Source organism: Kitasatospora sp. NPDC059577 (genome assembly GCF_042735475.1).
In the GTDB taxonomy this organism is placed as follows: domain Bacteria; phylum Actinomycetota; class Actinomycetes; order Streptomycetales; family Streptomycetaceae; genus Kitasatospora.
The window spans coordinates 1-17,469 of sequence record NZ_JBHWBZ010000105.1 but is presented as its reverse complement, the minus strand read 5'-3'; the positions used below and the strand labels follow the sequence as shown (position 1 = coordinate 17,469).

Genomic DNA, 17,469 nt, shown 5'->3' with positions numbered 1-17,469 from the left:
AAGTACGTCCAGTACGAGGACGCTCCGGCGGCACGCCCAGCCGGGCGCCCAACGCCGCGCGCTGATGCGACGCGAATTGTCAGACAAGCCCTAGGCCCTGCCGGGCGCTCCGTCAGGCCACCGAAGGCAGCGGCGGTTCGACGGCCAGCGTCGCGGTGGAGCGGGCCCGGTGCTGGGCGGCCCAGGAGGCGAGGGCGACCGTGCAGGCGTGGTCCAGGTGGCGCAGCCCGGACCAGTCCAGTTCGACCGGCCGGTCGTCCGGCAGCCGTTCCAGGGTGTCCAGCAGCCGGGGCAGCCGCAGGAAGGTGGCGTTGCCGCTCAGTCGCACGCGGTGCAACGGCCGTCCGGACGGGAGCACCGTCTCCTCGACCGCGATCTGCAGGTGCGAGGTCTGCCAGGCGGACTTGGCGACCGCCAGACCGACCCCGATCAGCACCCCCTCGAACAGGTCGGTGGCGATGATCGCGGCCGCCGTCACCACGAGCACCAGCGCCTCGCCCCGGTGGCCGCGGCAGAGCGCGACGATCCGGCGCAGCGGCACGAGCTTGGCGCCGGCGTGGACCAGCACGGCGGCCAGCGCGGTGAGCGGGACGAGCCCGAGCGCGCCGGGCAGCAGCGCGGTGAACAGCAGCAGCCAGAACCCGTGCAGGAAGCGGGAGGCCTTGGTCCGCGCGCCGGCCTGGACGTTGGTGGCGCTGCGGACGATCACCGCGGTCATCGGCAGCGCGCCGAGCAGTCCGCAGACGGTGTTGCCGATGCCCTGCGCGGTGAGTTCGCGGTCGTAGTCGGTGCGCGGGCCGTGGTGCATCCGGTCGACGGCGGCGGCGCTGAACAGCGTCTCCGCGGAGGCGATCAGGGTGAAGGCGACCACCGTGCCGATCCCGGCGGTGCCGGCCAGGCCGTCGAGCGAGGCACGGTCGGGCAGCCGGACGACGTCGAGCAGGCCGGCCACCCGGATCCGGGCGACGGGCAGGTCGGCCGCGGCGGTGACGGCGGCGGCCAGGCCGACGGCGGCCAGCGGCGCGGGCACGGCGCGGGCGGCGCGCTCCGGCAGGTACTTCCAGCCGACCAGGACGAGCAGGGTGCCGAGGCCGAGGGCGACCGCCCCGGGGTCGGCTGCGGCGGTGAGGACGTCGCCCAGCAGGGCGGGCAGTCCGGTGATCTTCTCCGGTCCGGTGGCGGGGGCCCTGCGGTCGGCGAGCGCGTAGAGCTGGCCGAACACCAGCGTCAGTCCGATGCCGGCCAGCATGCCGTGCACCACCGAGGCGGACATCGCCCGGAACCAGCGGCCGAGCCGCAGGGCGCCCATCGCCAGCTGCAGCAGGCCGGTGCCGAGCACCAGCAGGCCGAGCGCGCCGGCGCCGAACTCGCGGACGGCGTCGGCGACCAGGACGGTGAGCCCGGCGGCCGGACCGCTGACCTGGAGGCTGCTGCCGGGCAGGGCGCCGACCACCAGGCCGCCGACGATGCCGGTGACCAGGCCCAGCTCGGCCGGGACGCCGGAGGCGACGGCCACGCCGACGCAGAGCGGGAGAGCGACCAGGAAGACCACCAGCGAGGCGGGCAGGTCGCGGCGCCAGGGCACGGCGCGCAGCGCGGCGACCGGGGTCCGGGTCCGGCCCGGCGGGGAGTCCTTCCGGGGGCGGCCCGGCGGTCCCTCGCTCCGGTGCGGCGGGCGGTTCACCCGGTCACCACCGGGGGGCGGGCAGGGGTACAGCGGCGCATGGGGACGCTCCTTCCGCGTGCCCGCGGCTGCGGGCACGCCGTTGCGGTGCGAGGGCAAGGCGGTGCACGCCGTCGGGGTGCGGGAGCCAGGCGGCTGCGGTGCGGGAGCCAGGCGGTGCACGCCGTTGCGGCGCGGGAGCCAGGGGGTTCGGAAGCACGCGGGTACGGCGCCGGCCGGAGGGTGCGGACCGTACGGCGCGGGCCGTTCGGCGCGGGGCAGGAAGCGGAGGAGGGGACGAACGACGGCGCTGCGGGACGGGTGCGGCAGGGCGGGGCGCGCCGGCCCCGGACGGGGCGGCCGACGGAGTTCCCCCCGCTCCCGGCGTTCCCGGACTCCCCTGCCACGGCCCCCGTCGGATGTCACGGGCCCGGCGTGCCACCGACGGTACCCAGGGCGGCGGGGCGGGCCCACCTCGGACACGGTCCCTTCACGGGTGCTGCACACCGGGTGCGCTTCCCGGCCCGGAAGGCCTGCTTCCCCGCGCACACCAGCACGGATGCCGCCCGGACGTACGAATCCCGGCTGCTCGGTCGGCTGCCCGGCCAGCCGCCCGGTCACGCCGCCAGGGCTTCCACATTCTGTTGAATCCCCCCTTGACGCCCCGACGAGCCCCGCCCTACCTTGTTTCCACATACAGAAACCGTTCTTCCGTATGGTGGAATTCAGGAGATGAGCCCTCCGAGCCACTGCGGGCCGACGCAGGAGAGACCCGATGCCTCGTATGACAGCCGCCCGCGCGGCCGTGGAGATCCTCAAGCTCGAAGGCGTTGAGGTCGCGTTCGGCGTGCCGGGCGCAGCCATCAACCCGTTCTACGCCGCCCTCAAGGCCTCCGGCGGGATCCGGCACACGCTGGCCCGGCACGTCGAGGGCGCCTCCCACATGGCCGAGGGCTACACCCGCGCCAAGGCCGGCAACATCGGGGTCTGCATCGGCACCTCCGGTCCGGCCGGCACCGACATGATCACCGGCCTGTACTCGGCGATCGCCGACTCCGTCCCGATCCTGTGCATCACCGGCCAGGCACCCGTCGCCCGGCTGCACAAGGAGGACTTCCAGGCCGTCGACATCGCCTCGATCGCCAAGCCGGTCACCAAGGCCGCGACCACGGTCCTGGAGGCCGCGCAGGTCCCCGGCGTGTTCCAGCAGGCCTTCCACCTGATGCGCTCCGGCCGCCCCGGCCCGGTCCTGATCGACCTGCCGATCGACGTCCAGCTGACCGAGATCGACTTCGACCCCGAGGCCTACCAGCCGCTCCCGGTCTACAAGCCGGTCGCCAACCGCGTCCAGATCGAGAAGGCCATCGCGCTGCTCCAGGCGTCGGAGCGCCCGCTGATCGTGGCCGGTGGCGGCGTCATCAACGCCGACGCCTCCGAGCTGCTGCTGGAGTTCGCCGAGCTGACCGGCGTCCCGGTCGTCCCGACCCTGATGGGCTGGGGCATCGTCCCCGACGACCACGAGCTGAACGCCGGCATGGTCGGCCTGCAGACCTCGCACCGCTACGGCAACGAGAACTTCCTCGCCTCCGACTTCGTCCTCGGCATCGGCAACCGCTGGGCCAACCGCCACACCGGCGGACTGGACGTCTACACGGCGGGCCGCACCTTCGTCCACGTCGACGTCGAGCCCACCCAGATCGGCAGGATCTTCGCCCCCGCTCTCGGCATCGCCTCCGACGCCAAGGCCGCGCTGGAGCTGTTCGTCCTGGTCGCCGCGGAGCTCAAGGCCGCCGGGAAGCTCAAGGACCGCAGTGCGTGGGCCGCCGCCACCCAGGAGCGCAAGGCCACCCTGCAGCGCCGCACCCACTTCGACGACGTGCCGCTCAAGCCGCAGCGCGTCTACGAGGAGATGAACCGGGCCTTCGGGCCGGAGACCCGCTACGTCACCACGATCGGCCTCTCCCAGATCGCCGGCGCGCAGATGCTGCACGTCTACAAGCCGCGCCACTGGATCAACTGCGGCCAGGCCGGACCGCTCGGCTGGACCATCCCGGCCGCGCTGGGCGTCGCCACCGCCGACCCCGAGGGCCGGATCGTCGCGCTCTCCGGCGACTACGACTTCCAGTTCATGATCGAGGAGCTGGCGGTCGGCGCCCAGCACCGGATCCCGTACGTCCACGTGCTGGTCAACAACTCCTACCTGGGCCTGATCCGCCAGGCGCAGCGCACCTTCGACATCGACTTCCAGGTCAACCTGGAGTTCGAGAACATCAACGCGCCGGAACTGGGCGTCTACGGCGTGGACCACGTCAAGGTCGCCGAGGGCCTCGGCTGCAAGGCGATCCGGGTCACCGAGCCGGAGGGCCTGCTGCCCGCCTTCGAGGAGGCCAAGAAGCTGGCCGCCGAGTTCCGCGTCCCGGTCGTCGTGGAGGCGATCCTGGAGCGGGTCACCAACATCGCGATGAGCGGCAACGACATCGACAAGGTCAACGAGTTCGAGGAGCTCGCCACCCTCCCCGGGCACGCGCCGACGGCCATCAGGCCGCTCGCGCTCTGACCGCCCCTGCGGGGGCGTACGAGTCGCTCCGTACGCCCCCGCAGGTACGGAACACCGGCGCCGCCGGCACGGTTGACCCGTCCGGGGCCGCTACCGTGTGCCCGGGCGGCGACCCGCCGCCGACCTGCCGAAAGGACCACCACCGTGAGCCTGTACGACATCCCGCTGCGCACCCTCGCCGGCGAGCCGACCTCGCTGGCCGAGTACAAGGGCAAGGCCCTGCTGATCGTCAACGTCGCCTCCAAGTGCGGCCTGACCCCGCAGTACGCCGGCCTGGAGCGTCTGCAGGAGCGCTACGCCGGGCGCGGGTTCACCGTGCTGGGCGTCCCCTGCAACCAGTTCGCCGGGCAGGAGCCGGGCAGCGCCGAGGAGATCCGGACCTTCTGCTCCACCACCTACGGCGTGACCTTCCCGCTCCTGGAGAAGCTCGACGTCAACGGCGACGACCGCCACCCGCTGTACCGGCAGCTGACCCAGGTCGCCGACGCCGAGGGCGAGGCCGGGGACGTCTCCTGGAACTTCGAGAAGTTCCTGATCTCCCCCGACGGCACCGTGGCCGCCCGGATCCGCCCCCGCGTCGAGCCGGAGGCGGACGAGCTGATCACCGCCCTGGAGGCCGTCCTCCCGGCCTGACCCGACCGCCCGACGAAGGCCCGGAGCGCACCCCCCGCGCTCCGGGCCTTCGTCGGCCCCGGCCCCGGCCGGGTTCCGCCCGCCCGGTACCCAGGGCGGGCAGCCGGGCGCCCGGGCCACGGAGGTCTGCCCCCGACACTGCCCCTCCGGTCCTTGCCCTCGCCCGTCGGATCGCCGTAGACCGGCTCTGACAGGCCGCGACCACGGCTCGAACCGCCCGTCCAGGAGGTGGATGTGCACGCGCACGACCAGCAGACGCGGGACACGTCGGAGCACCGTGCACACGGTCGGCCGCCCGTGCGGCAGCAGTCCGGGCCGTTGCACCCCCGGTCGATCCCGGCCTTGCAGCGCACCATCGGCAACGCGGCCGTGGCCCGGCTCGTCGGGGAGCGACGGCAGTCGGGGCCCCCCGTACAGCGCTCGACCGTCCACCGGGTGCTGCGGTCGCCGGGCCGTCCCATGGCCGACGACGTGCGGGCGGAGATGGAGGCCCGGCTGGGCGCCGACTTCAGCGGCGTGCGGATCCACGACGACTCCGCGGCGGCCCGCTCGGCGGCCGAGATCAGCGCCCGCGCCTACACCTCCGGCGAGCACGTCGTGCTCGGCCGGGGCGGTACCGACAAGCGCACGCTGGCCCACGAACTCACCCACGTCATCCAGCAGCGCTCCGGCCCGGTGGCGGGAACCGACCACGGCGACGGGCTGTCCGTCAGCGACCCCGGCGACCGCTTCGAGCGCGCCGCCGAGGCGAACGCCGTCCGGGCGCTGGGCCGTTCACTGCCCCAGGCCGTCCAGCGGGTCGCCACCCAGGCCCACTCCCACTCCCCCTCCCCCGAGCCGGAGGTGGCCGTGCAGCGAGCCTTCACCGGCGCCCCGTACGTCACCTACGGCGCGATCAACGGGGACGGCCTCGGCACCTCGATGCACGCCGAACTCTGGCCCGGGCAGCTCGGCAAGGGCTCCAGGCCGAGTGTCCAGCCGTCCTGGTGGCCGACCGGGAGCGGCGCGACGGCCGACTGGTTCAGCAGGTACATGGTGCAGGGACACCTGCTCAACGAGCAGGTCGGCGGCCCCGGCAACACGATGAGCAACCTCACTCCGCTCTGCAAGTCGGCGAACTCGGCCCACCACGCGAAGGTCGAGAAGGACGTCAAGGCCCAGGTGCTCACCAACGGCAACGTGGTCGAGTACGCCGTGCGGGCCGACTACAGCACCCACCCGGCCGGGAAGGACTTCGCGCCGCTCGCGAGCGCGGTGGAGACCGACATCGACACCAACTACTCCGCCAAGCTCGCCGGCAAGATCGAGGCCGAGTACACCGTCTACGACACCACCGGCAAGGAACTGCACGGCGCCGCGTGGGAGATCGAGAACAACCGGCTCTGACACCCGCCGACCGCCTCGAAGGAGACCCACGTGACCACCGCCCGCACCCGGCTGGACGCGATGATCGCCGACCTGGAACGCAACCCCCGCGTGGAACTCCTGGAGGCGACCGTCGCACCACCGACCCCGCCCTCCGAGATCGAGCACGCCGTCCGGCTGGCCGACGGCCGCCTCCCGGCCGGCGTCGAGGCCTTCTACCGCGAGGTCGGAGCGGTGCGCCTGCGGTGGCGCCACACCGTCCCCGAGCTCCGCCACGGCGACCTCTCGGACCAGGGCCTCGTCCACCTCCTTCCGCTGGACGAGGTCTTCGGCGACTGGCGGGGCGTCACCTGGCACTCGCCGGAGGACCAGGAGTACCGCCGCGTCAGGCCCTTCGACATGTTCGTCCCCGAGGCCTGCGCGGCGCTGCTCCCCCCGCTCGACTCCGTCCACTACCACTACTTCGGCGAGGAGCTGTACGACACCGGGTACTCGTTCGACGCCTACCTGGACCGGCTGCTCGCCTCCCGCGGCTACTGGTACTGGCCGCAGACGCTCTGCCGGGAGTTGCAGGACAGCACGGAGGTCACCGCGTTCCGCCGCGCGATGCCGGTGCTCTTCACGGACTACGACGACGCGCTGTTCCAGCCGGCACCGCACTGAGCCGGCAGCGCCCGGCGCCGAGCCGGGGGCGCCCACGCAGGGCCCGGGGCACCCGCCGCCGGGCCCGGGTCACAGCAGCAGCCGGGTGCCCGGCGGGAGTTCGCCCGCCCGCGCGGCGTCGTGCAGGTGCGCCAGCAGGGTCGTGCGCAGCGCCTCCGCGGCACGGGTCGGCGGCACCTCGTGGCCGTGCGCGACGGCGATGGTGCGGCCCAGCCCGGGCCCGGCGAACGGGGTGACCACCAGACCCGACCGGGCCGCCACCATGCCGGGGACGACGGCGGGCCCGAGGCCGGCCCGGACGAAGCCCAGCACCGCGTCCATCTCGCCGCCCTCCACCGCGAACTCCGGCTCGAACCCGGCCGCCCGGCAGGCCGCCAGGGTCGCCTCCCGCACGTCGTAGCCCTCCCGGAACATCACCAGCGGCCGCTCCCGCAGCTCCGCCACGCGCGCCCTGGGCCGGGCCCGCCGCCCGGCGGAGACCAGCACCAGCTCCTCGTGCAGCAGCTCGGTGACGGCGAGGGCGGGCGCCTGCTCCCCGCTCGGCGGGGTGATGATCAGCGCGAGGTCCAGCTCCCCCGCCGCCAGCCAGCGCACCAGGTCGCGCGAGCCGCCCTCGCGGACCACCAGCGCGACGCCCGGGTGGCGGTCGCGGAACACCCGCAGCACGTCGGGCACCAGGCTGGTGCACAGGCTCGGCGGCGCGCCCAGCCGGACCCGTCCCCGGCGCAGCTGCACCGTCTCCTGGACGGCCAGCCGGGCGCTCTCGGTGTCCGCGAGGATGCGCCGGGCCAGCGGCAGCAGGGCGTCCCCGGCGTCGGTCAGTGCGATGTTGCCCCGGGTGCGGTGGAACAGCTCGGCGCCCAACTCCCGCTCCAGCGAGCGGATCTGTTGCGAGAGGGACGGCTGCGCCACATGGGCGGCCTCGGCCGCCCGGGTGAAGTGGCGGGTCTCGGCCACGGCCAGGAAGTAGCGGAGTTGCTGGAGCTGCACCCGACCAGGATAGGCCGCATCGATAGCCAGTGCCTATCGTCGTGAGCCGCCTCATGTCTTGGACGCACCCTGGCCGACCTCCCTACCGTTGCAGCCATGACAACCGCGACTCGGACGGGCCGGCATCCGTCCACCCTGGCGACACTGTGGCGGTCGACCGTCGGCAAGAAGGCGGTCATGGCCGTCACCGGACTGGTCATGCTGCTGTACCTGGTCGCGCACATGCTGGGCAACCTCAAGGTGTTCTTCGGCCCCGACGACATCAACGGCTACGCGGCCTGGCTGCGCACCATCGGACAGCCGTTCCTCGGCCACGCGTGGTTCCTGTGGATCGCCCGGCTCGGCCTGCTGGCCTCCGTCGTCCTGCACGGCGTCAGCGCGTACCAGCTCAGCCGCCGCGACCTCGCCGCCCGGCCGAGCGCCTACGTCCACAAGCGGCGCCGGGCGAGCTACGCGACCCGGACCATGCGCTGGGGCGGGGTCATCCTGGCGCTGTTCATCGTCTGGCACATCCTCGACCTGACCACGCTGACCGTGAACCCGGCCGCCCAGGAGGGGCACCCGTACCAGAACATCGTGGCCTCGTTCGGCCGCTGGTACGTCGACGTGTTCTACGTCGTCGCGATGCTGGCCGTCGGCCTGCACGTCCGGCACGGCTTCTGGAGCGCCGCGCAGACCCTCGGTGCCAACAACGCCCGCCGGGACCGGGCGCTCAAGCTGACCGCGAACGGCCTGGCACTCGTGCTGACGGCCGGCTTCCTGTCCGTCCCCGTGGCCGTGATGACCGGAGTCGTGAAGTGACCTACCTGGACTACACCGCCGGCGAACCCGTCGTCGACACCAAGGCCCCCGACGGACCGATCGAACAGCGCTGGGACCAGCGGCGGTTCGACGCCAAGCTGGTCAACCCGGCCAACCGGCGCAAGCACACCGTGATCGTCGTCGGCACCGGCCTGGCCGGCGGCGCGGCCGGCGCCACCCTCGCCGAACAGGGCTACCACGTCGTCCAGTTCTGCTTCCAGGACTCCCCGCGCCGGGCCCACTCGATCGCCGCCCAGGGCGGCATCAACGCGGCCAAGAACTACCGCAACGACGGCGACTCGGTCCGCCGCCTGTTCTACGACACCGTCAAGGGCGGCGACTTCCGCGCCCGCGAGTCCAACGTGCACCGGCTCGCCCAGGTGTCCGTGGAGATCATCGACCAGTGCGTGGCCCAGGGCGTGCCCTTCGCCCGCGAGTACGGCGGACTGCTCGACACCCGCTCCTTCGGCGGCGTCCAGGTCTCCCGCACCTTCTACGCCCGCGGCCAGACCGGCCAGCAGCTCCTGCTCGGCGCCTACCAGGCGCTCTCCCGGCAGATCGCCGCCGGGAACGTGGAACTCCACGCGCGCACCGAGATGCTGGACCTCCTGGTCGTCGACGGCCGGGCCCGCGGCATCGTCGCCCGCGACCTCGTCACCGGCGCGATCAGCACGTACACCGCGGACGCCGTCGTCCTCGCCACCGGCGGCTACGGCAACGTCTTCTACCTCTCCACCAACGCCAAGAACTCCAACGCCACCGCGATCTGGCGGGCCCACCGGCGCGGCGCCTACTTCGCCAACCCGTGCTTCACCCAGATCCACCCGACCTGCATCCCGCGCTCCGGCGACCACCAGTCCAAGCTCACCCTGATGAGCGAGTCGCTGCGCAACGACGGCCGGATCTGGGTGCCCAGGGCCCAGGGCGACACCCGGCCGCCGGCCGACATCCCCGAGGAGGAGCGGGACTACTACCTGGAGCGGATCTACCCCTCCTTCGGCAACCTGGTGCCCCGCGACATCGCCTCCCGCGCCGCCAAGAACGTCTGCGACGAGGGCCGCGGCGTCGGCCCCGGCGGCCAGGGCGTCTACCTGGACTTCGCCGACGCGATCCGCCGGCTGGGCCGGGACGCCGTCGAGGCCAAGTACGGCAACCTCTTCGAGATGTACGAGCGGATCACCGCCGAGGACCCGTACCGGACGCCGATGCGGATCTACCCGGCGATCCACTACACGATGGGCGGGCTCTGGGTCGACTACGACCTGCAGACCACCGTCCCCGGCCTGTTCGCGATCGGGGAGGCCAACTTCTCCGACCACGGCGCCAACCGGCTGGGCGCCAGCGCCCTGATGCAGGGCCTCGCCGACGGCTACTTCGTGCTGCCGCCCACGCTCAACGACTACCTGGCCCGCCACCCGCTGCCGGCCGTGCCCGCCGACCACCCGGTCCTCACCGAGACCGAGGCCGAGGTCGAGGACCGGCTCAACCTGATCCTCGCCGTGGACGGCGACCGCACCCCGGACTCCTTCCACCGCGAACTCGGCGAACTGCTCTGGGACGAGTGCGGCATGGCCCGCGACGAGACCGGGCTGAAGCGGGCACTGGAGCGGATCCCGCAGCTGCGCGAGGAGTTCTGGCGCCGGATCAAGGTGCCCGGCACCGGGCAGGAGCTCAACCAGTCGCTGGAGAAGGCCAACCGGCTCGTCGACTACTTCGAACTGGCCGAACTGATGTGCCTGGACGCCCTGCACCGCGCCGAATCCTGCGGCGGCCACTTCCGCACCGAGAGCCAGACCCCCGACGGCGAGGCCGCCCGGCGCGACGAGGAGTTCACCTACGCCGCCGCCTGGGAGTTCACCGGCACCGGCACCGCCCCGGTCCTCCACCGCGAGGCCCTCGGATTCGACCACGTCCACCCCACCCAGCGGAGCTACGCATGAACCTCACCCTGCGCATCTGGCGCCAGGCGGGCCCGGACGCACCCGGGTCGATGAACACCTACCGGGTCAGCGGGATCAGCCCCGACATGTCCTTCCTGGAGATGCTCGACACCCTCAACGAGGAACTGATCACCCGCGGCGACCAGCCCGTCGCCTTCGACCACGACTGCCGCGAGGGCATCTGCGGCGCCTGCGGCATGGTCATCAACGGCCGGGCGCACGGCCCCGAGCGGACCACCACCTGCCAGCTGCACATGCGCCACTTCCAGGACGGCGACACCATCGACGTCGAGCCCTGGCGGGCCGCGGCCTTCCCCGTGGTCAAGGACCTGGTGGTGGACCGCTCGGCCTTCGACCGGATCATCGGCTCCGGCGGCTACATCACCGCGCCCACCGGCAGCGCCCCCGAGGCGCACGCCACGCCCGTCCCCAAGGAGGCCGCCGACACCGCCTTCGAGCACGCCGAGTGCATCGGCTGCGGCGCCTGCGTGGCGGCCTGCCCGAACGGCTCGGCGATGCTCTTCACCTCCGCCAAGGTCGTCCACCTCAACGTGCTGCCGCAGGGCGCGCCGGAACGGTCCGCCCGGGTGCGGAACATGGTCACGGCCATGGACGCCGAGGGCTTCGGCGGCTGCACCAACACCGGCGAGTGCGCCACCGCCTGCCCCAAGGGCATCCCGCTGCCCAGCATCGCGGCGATGAACCGGGAGTTCCTGCGGGCCGCCCGCGGCTGACCCCCTCCCCCATGCGGTCGGGCCCACCGACCGTCGGCCCCTCGCGCTGGTGCTCGCGCGAGGGGCCGCCGTCCGTCCGACGGGGCGTGCAAGGGCAGTTCGCGCTCCCCGAACGGGTGGTGGATCGCCCCGAGCGGTGCTCCCGTGCGGGAAATCGCGCTACGGTGGTGCTCCGCTACGGAGGGACGGCATATGCCCGAGGTTCAGTCCTGTTCCGGTTGCGGCGGGTCCGGGGGGACCCAGAAGACCGAGGCAACGGTCGAACTGGACGAGAAAGGGAGCATGGTGCCCAGGATCCACGAATTCTGGTCACCCTGCGGTCGGTGCCACGGATCCGGGACGGTGATCGTCGGATGAGGTTGGTCTTCGAGTGCGTCGAGTGCGGTGGGCACTACCTGCCGCCCGAGAACATGGTGTACCCGGACGGGCCGGCCTCGCCGGTCTGGTGCACCGGCTGCCAGCGCACCAAACACGAGGCCGGTGAACACGAGGACCCGCTGCTCGCCCGCGTCGCGCTGGCCGCCGCCCGCGCCGCACTCGCCCGGCAGGCCGCCGAGACGGCCGACCCGGCCCCGCGCCACGACGTACGCCCGTCCCGGCCCCCGCTGTCCCGCCGGGCCCGCTCGGGCCCGGGCGGAGTGCGCAGCAAGCTGGGCTGAACCGGGGTCGGCCCGGCCGGGCGGTCGGGCGAGGCATCGCACGATCTTCTGACGACTCGTCAAAGTTCGTTCACGGCAGCAGACTTGTGTGTGGCTCAAACCTGCTGGTTTATTGACGTACCTCGTTCGAGAGCCTTGGGGGGCGCCATGCAGCCGACCGAACCGGCTGGCTCGACCTGGGCCGGACACACCGGCCCCACTCCGTTCATCCCACCGCCGCCACCGCCACCGCCACCGGCGGCCGTGCCGGTCCCACCCCCGGTGTTCACACCCACCCGGCGCACCATCCGGGTGGCCGTGACCAAGCGGATCCTCTGGGTCGGGGAAGCGGCGTACCCGCTGGCGACCGTCGCCCGGGCGAGCATCACGATCATCGTGCCGGACAAGTTCGGCGCGATCGGACGTCTCTTCAAGTTCGCGGGGACGGTCATCACGGCCGCGTTCCTGCTCAGTGCCGTCAACGGCGCCGCCGCCGGCGCACTGGGCGGTGGCCAGCAGGGCTCCGACTCGGGGTGGCCCGTGGTACTGGCGCTGGTCGCCGTGGTGCTCTACTTCGTGTTCGTCACCCTTCCGGTCCTACGACAGAACCGCCTCTACGCGCTGACCGTCGACACGGCGGGACCGCCGACCGCACTGCTGGCCTGGGAATCGCCGGGGCCCGCCTACGAACTGCAGGCCGCCGTCGCACGGGCGATCGAGAACCCGCAGATCGAGTTCCAGCAGTTCGTCAGCAGCATCATCGTCGACCTGCGGCACTACCAGTTCGGCGACAGCGTCAACATCTACGGCGGCAACGGCAACACGGGAGTCAGCAAGTGAGCGGCAACACACCGCAGTTCCACCTGGGCGACAACGTCACCATCCACGGCGGCCACCACAACATCGGCGTCCAGCACAACAACGGCCAGGCCGGCGAGGCCCTGCCGCCCGAGGTCGCCGCGATGTTCGCCCGGCTCGCCGCCGAGGTGGCCGAGTTGGCGCGCGACTCGCGGGTGCACGAGCAGGACCGGCAGAGCCTCACCGAGACCCTCCCCGTACTCCGCGACCCGGCCTCCGAGGAACAGCGCGGCCGGCGCAACGCCCTCCTGCTGCTGGCCGGCGTGACGCAGAGCATCGGCGAGGCGGCCGCGCCCGCGCTGGGCCTGGCGAACCAGCTGCTCGCCCTGATCAGCGGCTGACCGGTCGACCGGCCGGACGGTGCCTGTCCGGTCCGCCGCGTCTCGAAGCGGCTGGTCCCGGTGGCGCCGTCCGGTGTCGCGCCGGTCCACGACCGGGCCGCCGACATCGTCCGGTGCGAGGGGTGCGTTCGCGCGGGCCCGGGCCCTCGGTCAGGGGTCAGGGCTCAGGAGTCACGGGGCGGCCGGGGTCAGAACAACGCCTCCTGGGTGTCCGGCTCCGGCGGACGGACCCGCTCCTGCAGGGTCAGCCCCTCGGAGGGACGGTCGGCCACCGGGGTGAGCGTCCAGCCGGTGAGGCGGCGGGTGTCCAGCAGCAGCGGGCCGGAGCCGTCGGCCTGGTCGAGGAAGAGGTGCTTGCCGATCGGCGGACGGAGCCGCCCCGCGATCACCGCGCCGTCGGCGAGCCCGGCGATCTCCCGGTAGGTCTCGGGGGCTCCGCCGGCGAGGCCGAAGCGCTCCACGTGGTCCACCACCGGACGGTCCGCACGGTCCGCGAGGAGCTCCACCGCGTGGCCGTCCAGCAGCCGGTGCGCCCGGGCGCGCGCCTCGGTGAGCACCGTCCGGCGGTGCGGGGCGTCGCCGTGCGACCACCAGTGGTCGGCCTTGAGCCGGGACTTGTACCGCTCACGGGCCAGCCCCGAGGCGGCGACCGTGAGTTCGGCGCGCCGTACGGCGGGCAGGCCGCCCCGGGCGGTGAACGCGTAGGCCAGCGCGCCCTGTTCGAGCAGACGGGCGTCACCGCGCTGCTCGGCGGTCAGGCCGACCTTCAGCAGGCCCTCGCCGAACCAGGCGAGGTACAGCAGGTAGGTGCGGCCGTCGTCGAGGATCTGGTCCCGCGCCAGGGCCAGGCCGCGGTCCACGCTCTGGCAGGCCGGGCACTGCGTGGCGCCGCCGGCCGGGTCGATCACCGCGTGGTGCGGGCACGGGGTGCGCTCCGTCGCCCCGACCAGCCAGGCCCCGGTGCAGCGGCGCGGGCCGCCGAGCAGCCAGCCGACCTCCGCACCCGGCGCCACCGCGCGCTCGTGCACCCGGGAGCCCCGCACGGCCCCGAGCACGGCGCGGCCGTCCTGCCAGCTCAGACCGGTGGAGATCCAGCCGCCGGGGTGGTCCCGGTGCTGCGGTGCGGGGATGGTCACGGGCGTCCCTCCCTGGGGGTACTCGACCAGGCGAGGCTACCCGCCGGGACCGACAACGGTCGCCCGGGACCGGCGACGCCCGTTCGGCCACCGTCGGCCCGAGGCGTTGCCGGCGTCCCGGTCGTGATCGATACCCCACCCCCGACGACACCCCCACCCCCGACGACACCCCCACCCCGGACGACCTCGCCCTCGCCCTCCGGCTCGCCGTCGACACCCTGCGCGGCGCACCCGCGGACACCGACTGGCGCCGGCGCTCGTGCGGCACTCGGCAAGCGCCGCAGGTCACGCGGCACTCCGCGGCCCCGGAACGTCCTCGGGGACGGCCCCGCCCGGCAGCCCTCCGCGGGCCGGTGGGGCGCCGGCCACGGCCCCGGTCGCGCCCGGAAGGCCCCCAGGTCAGCGACGCTTGGCCGGGTGGGGTGTCCACGTTCTATTGTGGCGGGCGCGGTGGGCGGCGCGGCCGGGTGGCGGCGTGGGGCCGACCGGGTCGGCACGAGGTGAATGGGGTGGACGAACGGTGTCGGGGCGGCGGAGCAGCGGGGTGCTGGCGATCTGGGCGGAGGCGCAGCGGCAGCAGCAGCGCCGGGAGGAGGCCCGGTGGCGCGCCGAGGCGGCGGAGGAGCGTCGGCGGGAGCGGGAGCAGCGCGAGGCGCAGCGGGCCACGGCCCGCAACGAGCGCGAGGCGCAGCGGGCGTACCAGCAGTCGCGGGAGGCGGAGGCGGCCCGGCGGACGGGTGAACTGGACTCCCGGGTGGAGGAGTTGAGGGGTCTGCTGGCGGCCGGGATGGCCGCGCCGGCGTTCGGTCCGCAGGCGTTGCTGGCGCCGAGCGCGGTGCCGCCGTTCGACCCCGGGCCGCTGGGTGAGCCGGTGGAGATGCCGGACCAGACGTCCGCCGTGTACGTCGTGCCGCCGCCGGATCCGGTGCAGGCCCGCAATCCGGGGGTGCGGCGTCAGTACGAGCAGTACCTCGCGCAGGCCCGGGCGCGGTTCGAGCAGGACTGGTACGCCGCGCAGGCGCGGGAGGCGGACCGGCAGCAGCGGCTGGCCGCGTACCACCGGGAGTACCTGGCGTGGGCGGAGCGGTTCCGGCTCCAGGACGAGGAACGGGGCGCCCGGACCGAGGAGTTGCTGCGGCGGCTGCGGGCGGGTGAGCCGGAGGCGGTGCAGGAGTACTTCACGGCGGGCCTGTACGCCTCGGCGGCGTGGCCGGAGGGCTTCCCGCACCGGCTGGTGGCGGCCTTCGACGCGGCGGGCCGGCAGCTGGTGGTGGACTGGGAGCTGCCGGGGCCGGACGTGGTGCCGGCGGCGGCCCGGGTCCGGTACGTGAAGTCGGACGACCGCGAGGCTGAGGTGGCCCGCCCGGCGACGGAGCGCAAGGCGCTGTACCGGCAGGTCCTGGCGCAGTCGGCGCTGCGGGTGGTGGCGGAGGTGTTCCGGGCGGACCGGGACGGGCTGTTGGACTCGGTGGTGCTGAACGGTTTCGTCCTCGGCATCGACCCGGCGACGGGCCGGGAGGCGGAGCGCTTCGTGTCGACGCTGACCGCGGCCCGGGCCGGATTCGCCGGGCTGGCGCTGGACCGGGTGGACGCGGTGGAGTGCTTCCAGGGTCTGGGCGGCCGGTTGTCGGCGCGCCCGGAGCGGCTGGACGAGGTGCGTCCGGACCGTCGGCCGCAGACGGTCGGCGGGAGTCTGGCCGGGCACGGCGGCGAGGACGAGCCGGACCTGTTCGAGATGGATCCGCTGGAGTTCGAGGACCTGATCGCCGAGCTGTTCCGGCTGCGCGGGTTCCGGGTGATGACCACGGCCCGCAGCGGCGACGTCGGGGTGGACGTGGTGGCCGAGGACCTGGACCCGGTGACCGGCGGCAAGATCGTGATCCAGGCGAAGCGGTACAAGAAGACCGTCCCGCCGACGGCGGTGCGCGATCTGGAGTCCACCGTCCGCCACCACGGCGCGATCAAGGGGATCCTGGTCACCACGGCGGGCTTCGGCCGCGGCTCGTACAGCTACATCGAGGGCAAGCCGCTGACCCTGGTGAGCGGCCCGGAGCTGGTCGGGCTGCTGGCCGAGCAGGGCCTGCGCGGCCGGCTCGGCGGCGGCACCCCGGCGGCCGCGGGCACCGCCGGCACCACGCCCGGGGCGGCCGGGGGAACGGGAGCGGCCGGGGGCACCGGGGCAGCCGGGGAAGCCGGGCGGGAGAGCGCCCTCACGGTGAGCTGGCAGAGCCGGACGGCCGCCGGGGACCCGGTGGAGCTGGACGTGACCGCCTTCCTGTGCGCCCGGGGCCGGGTGCTGAGCGACGAGCACTTCGTGTTCTTCAACAGCCCGCAGGACCCGGACGGCGCCGTCCGGCTGCACCCGACCCGCTCGGTGCCGGGCGAGCCGACCCGGGCGGCCCGGCTGACCCTGGAGCTGCACCGGCTGTCGGCCGCGGTCGACGAGGTGGTGGTCGCGGTCTCCACCGAGGAGGAGGAGCATCCGGCCCTGCCGCTCGGGTACGTGCACGGGCTGGCCGTCGCCGCCGCGTACGGGCCGGGCGCGGCCGGTCCGGCGGACTGGGCGGGCACCACCGGCGGGGTGCCCGACAGCGCGATGCTGCTCGGCGCGTTCCGACGGGGCGGCGACGGCTGGGAGTTCAGCCCGTCGGGCAGGGCGGTGACCAACGGTCTGGCCGGGTTGGCGGCGGCCTTCGGGGTCGCGGTGGAGTAGCGGGCGGGGTGGTCGTCCCGGGACCGGACCGCGCCCGGTCGGCCGCCCCGCCCCCCAGGGGTCCGCGTCATACCTGAGGAGGAGAGTGCCCCCGCCACCCCGCCGGGTCGGCGGGGGCCGACCGTCCGCTCGGCATACGCACCGCACAAGAACGTCTTGGGAGGATGGACTGGAGTCAGATTTTCCGCTTTTCCCTCCCCAGGAGTGAGTCCACGTGACGTTCCCCGCAACCGCCGTCCGCTCCGGTGTGGCAGCCGCCCGCGCCACCGGCCTGAACAAGGTCTACGGGGAGGGGGAGACCCGCGTCGTCGCCCTCGACAACGTCAGCGTCGAGTTCCCCCAGGGCGAGTTCACCGCCATCATGGGCCCCTCCGGCTCCGGCAAGTCCACGCTGATGCACTGCATGGCCGGCCTCGACACCGTCACCTCCGGCTCCT

Annotated in this window: 15 protein-coding genes; 12 read left to right on the top strand and 3 right to left on the bottom strand. The window is 73.7% G+C overall.

Features of this window, described 5'->3' with window-relative positions:
- Positions 1-112: 112 nt before the first annotated feature.
- Entirely contained in the window at positions 113-1,594 is a 1,482-nt protein-coding gene (locus ACFV0O_RS40385) for a SulP family inorganic anion transporter (RefSeq protein ID WP_380349721.1), read from the bottom strand.
- An 844-nt stretch (positions 1,595-2,438) separates the two neighbouring features.
- Between ACFV0O_RS40385 and gcl the strand changes: the two genes are divergently transcribed.
- The 4 genes from gcl (at position 2,439) to ACFV0O_RS40365 (ending at position 6,881) form a co-directional block, all read left to right on the top strand.
- Complete coding sequence (gcl, locus tag ACFV0O_RS40380; protein WP_380349718.1) at positions 2,439-4,220, top strand: glyoxylate carboligase; 1,782 nt, start codon at positions 2,439-2,441, stop codon at positions 4,218-4,220.
- 144 nt (positions 4,221-4,364) lie between these two features.
- On the top strand, positions 4,365-4,853 hold the full coding sequence (locus tag ACFV0O_RS40375) for a glutathione peroxidase (protein ID WP_380349715.1): 489 nt from the start codon (positions 4,365-4,367) through the stop codon (positions 4,851-4,853).
- A 342-nt stretch (positions 4,854-5,195) separates the two neighbouring features.
- Positions 5,196-6,239, top strand: coding sequence for a DUF4157 domain-containing protein (locus ACFV0O_RS40370; protein WP_380349712.1), 1,044 nt, complete (start codon positions 5,196-5,198; stop codon positions 6,237-6,239).
- Positions 6,240-6,269: 30 nt separating this feature from the next.
- On the top strand, positions 6,270-6,881 hold the full coding sequence (locus ACFV0O_RS40365; protein WP_380349709.1) for a hypothetical protein: 612 nt from the start codon (positions 6,270-6,272) through the stop codon (positions 6,879-6,881).
- 69 nt (positions 6,882-6,950) lie between these two features.
- Here ACFV0O_RS40365 and ACFV0O_RS40360 read toward each other — a convergent pair whose 3' ends face one another.
- On the bottom strand, positions 6,951-7,871 hold the full coding sequence (locus ACFV0O_RS40360; RefSeq protein WP_360266454.1) for a LysR substrate-binding domain-containing protein: 921 nt from the start codon (positions 7,869-7,871) through the stop codon (positions 6,951-6,953).
- 96 nt (positions 7,872-7,967) lie between these two features.
- On the opposite strand from ACFV0O_RS40360, the gene ACFV0O_RS40355 reads away from it, so the two are divergent.
- The 6 genes from ACFV0O_RS40355 (at position 7,968) to ACFV0O_RS40330 (ending at position 13,183) form a co-directional block, all read left to right on the top strand.
- A complete protein-coding gene (locus tag ACFV0O_RS40355; protein WP_380349706.1) occupies positions 7,968-8,672 on the top strand; it encodes a succinate dehydrogenase cytochrome b subunit in 705 nt (234 codons plus the stop codon).
- Positions 8,669-10,612, top strand: a complete 1,944-nt coding sequence (locus ACFV0O_RS40350; RefSeq protein WP_380349703.1) for a fumarate reductase/succinate dehydrogenase flavoprotein subunit — start codon at positions 8,669-8,671, stop codon at positions 10,610-10,612. The genes ACFV0O_RS40355 and ACFV0O_RS40350 overlap by 4 nt, the downstream gene beginning before the upstream one ends.
- Positions 10,609-11,346 carry a succinate dehydrogenase/fumarate reductase iron-sulfur subunit gene (locus tag ACFV0O_RS40345; RefSeq protein ID WP_380349700.1) on the top strand — a complete coding sequence of 246 codons (738 nt, stop codon included), beginning with the start codon at positions 10,609-10,611 and terminating at the stop codon, positions 11,344-11,346. The genes ACFV0O_RS40350 and ACFV0O_RS40345 overlap by 4 nt, the downstream gene beginning before the upstream one ends.
- A gap of 353 nt (positions 11,347-11,699) precedes the next feature.
- Positions 11,700-12,005 carry a hypothetical protein gene (locus ACFV0O_RS40340; protein WP_360266465.1) on the top strand — a complete coding sequence of 102 codons (306 nt, stop codon included), beginning with the start codon at positions 11,700-11,702 and terminating at the stop codon, positions 12,003-12,005.
- A 297-nt stretch (positions 12,006-12,302) separates the two neighbouring features.
- A complete protein-coding gene (locus ACFV0O_RS40335; protein WP_380349696.1) occupies positions 12,303-12,824 on the top strand; it encodes a DUF6232 family protein in 522 nt (173 codons plus the stop codon).
- Positions 12,821-13,183, top strand: coding sequence for a hypothetical protein (locus ACFV0O_RS40330; protein ID WP_380349693.1), 363 nt, complete (start codon positions 12,821-12,823; stop codon positions 13,181-13,183). The genes ACFV0O_RS40335 and ACFV0O_RS40330 overlap by 4 nt, the downstream gene beginning before the upstream one ends.
- Positions 13,184-13,371: 188 nt before the next feature.
- On the opposite strand, the gene ACFV0O_RS40325 is transcribed toward ACFV0O_RS40330, so the two are convergent.
- A complete protein-coding gene (locus ACFV0O_RS40325) occupies positions 13,372-14,319 on the bottom strand; it encodes a DUF2797 domain-containing protein (RefSeq protein WP_380349690.1) in 948 nt (315 codons plus the stop codon).
- A 544-nt stretch (positions 14,320-14,863) separates the two neighbouring features.
- On the opposite strand from ACFV0O_RS40325, the gene ACFV0O_RS40320 reads away from it, so the two are divergent.
- Together ACFV0O_RS40320 and ACFV0O_RS40315 are read left to right on the top strand one after the other, a co-directional pair.
- A complete protein-coding gene (locus ACFV0O_RS40320; RefSeq protein ID WP_380349687.1) occupies positions 14,864-17,032 on the top strand; it encodes a restriction endonuclease in 2,169 nt (722 codons plus the stop codon).
- A 214-nt stretch (positions 17,033-17,246) separates the two neighbouring features.
- On the top strand, positions 17,247-17,469 hold a 223-nt coding region (locus ACFV0O_RS40315; protein ID WP_380349684.1), incomplete at its 3' end, for an ATP-binding cassette domain-containing protein.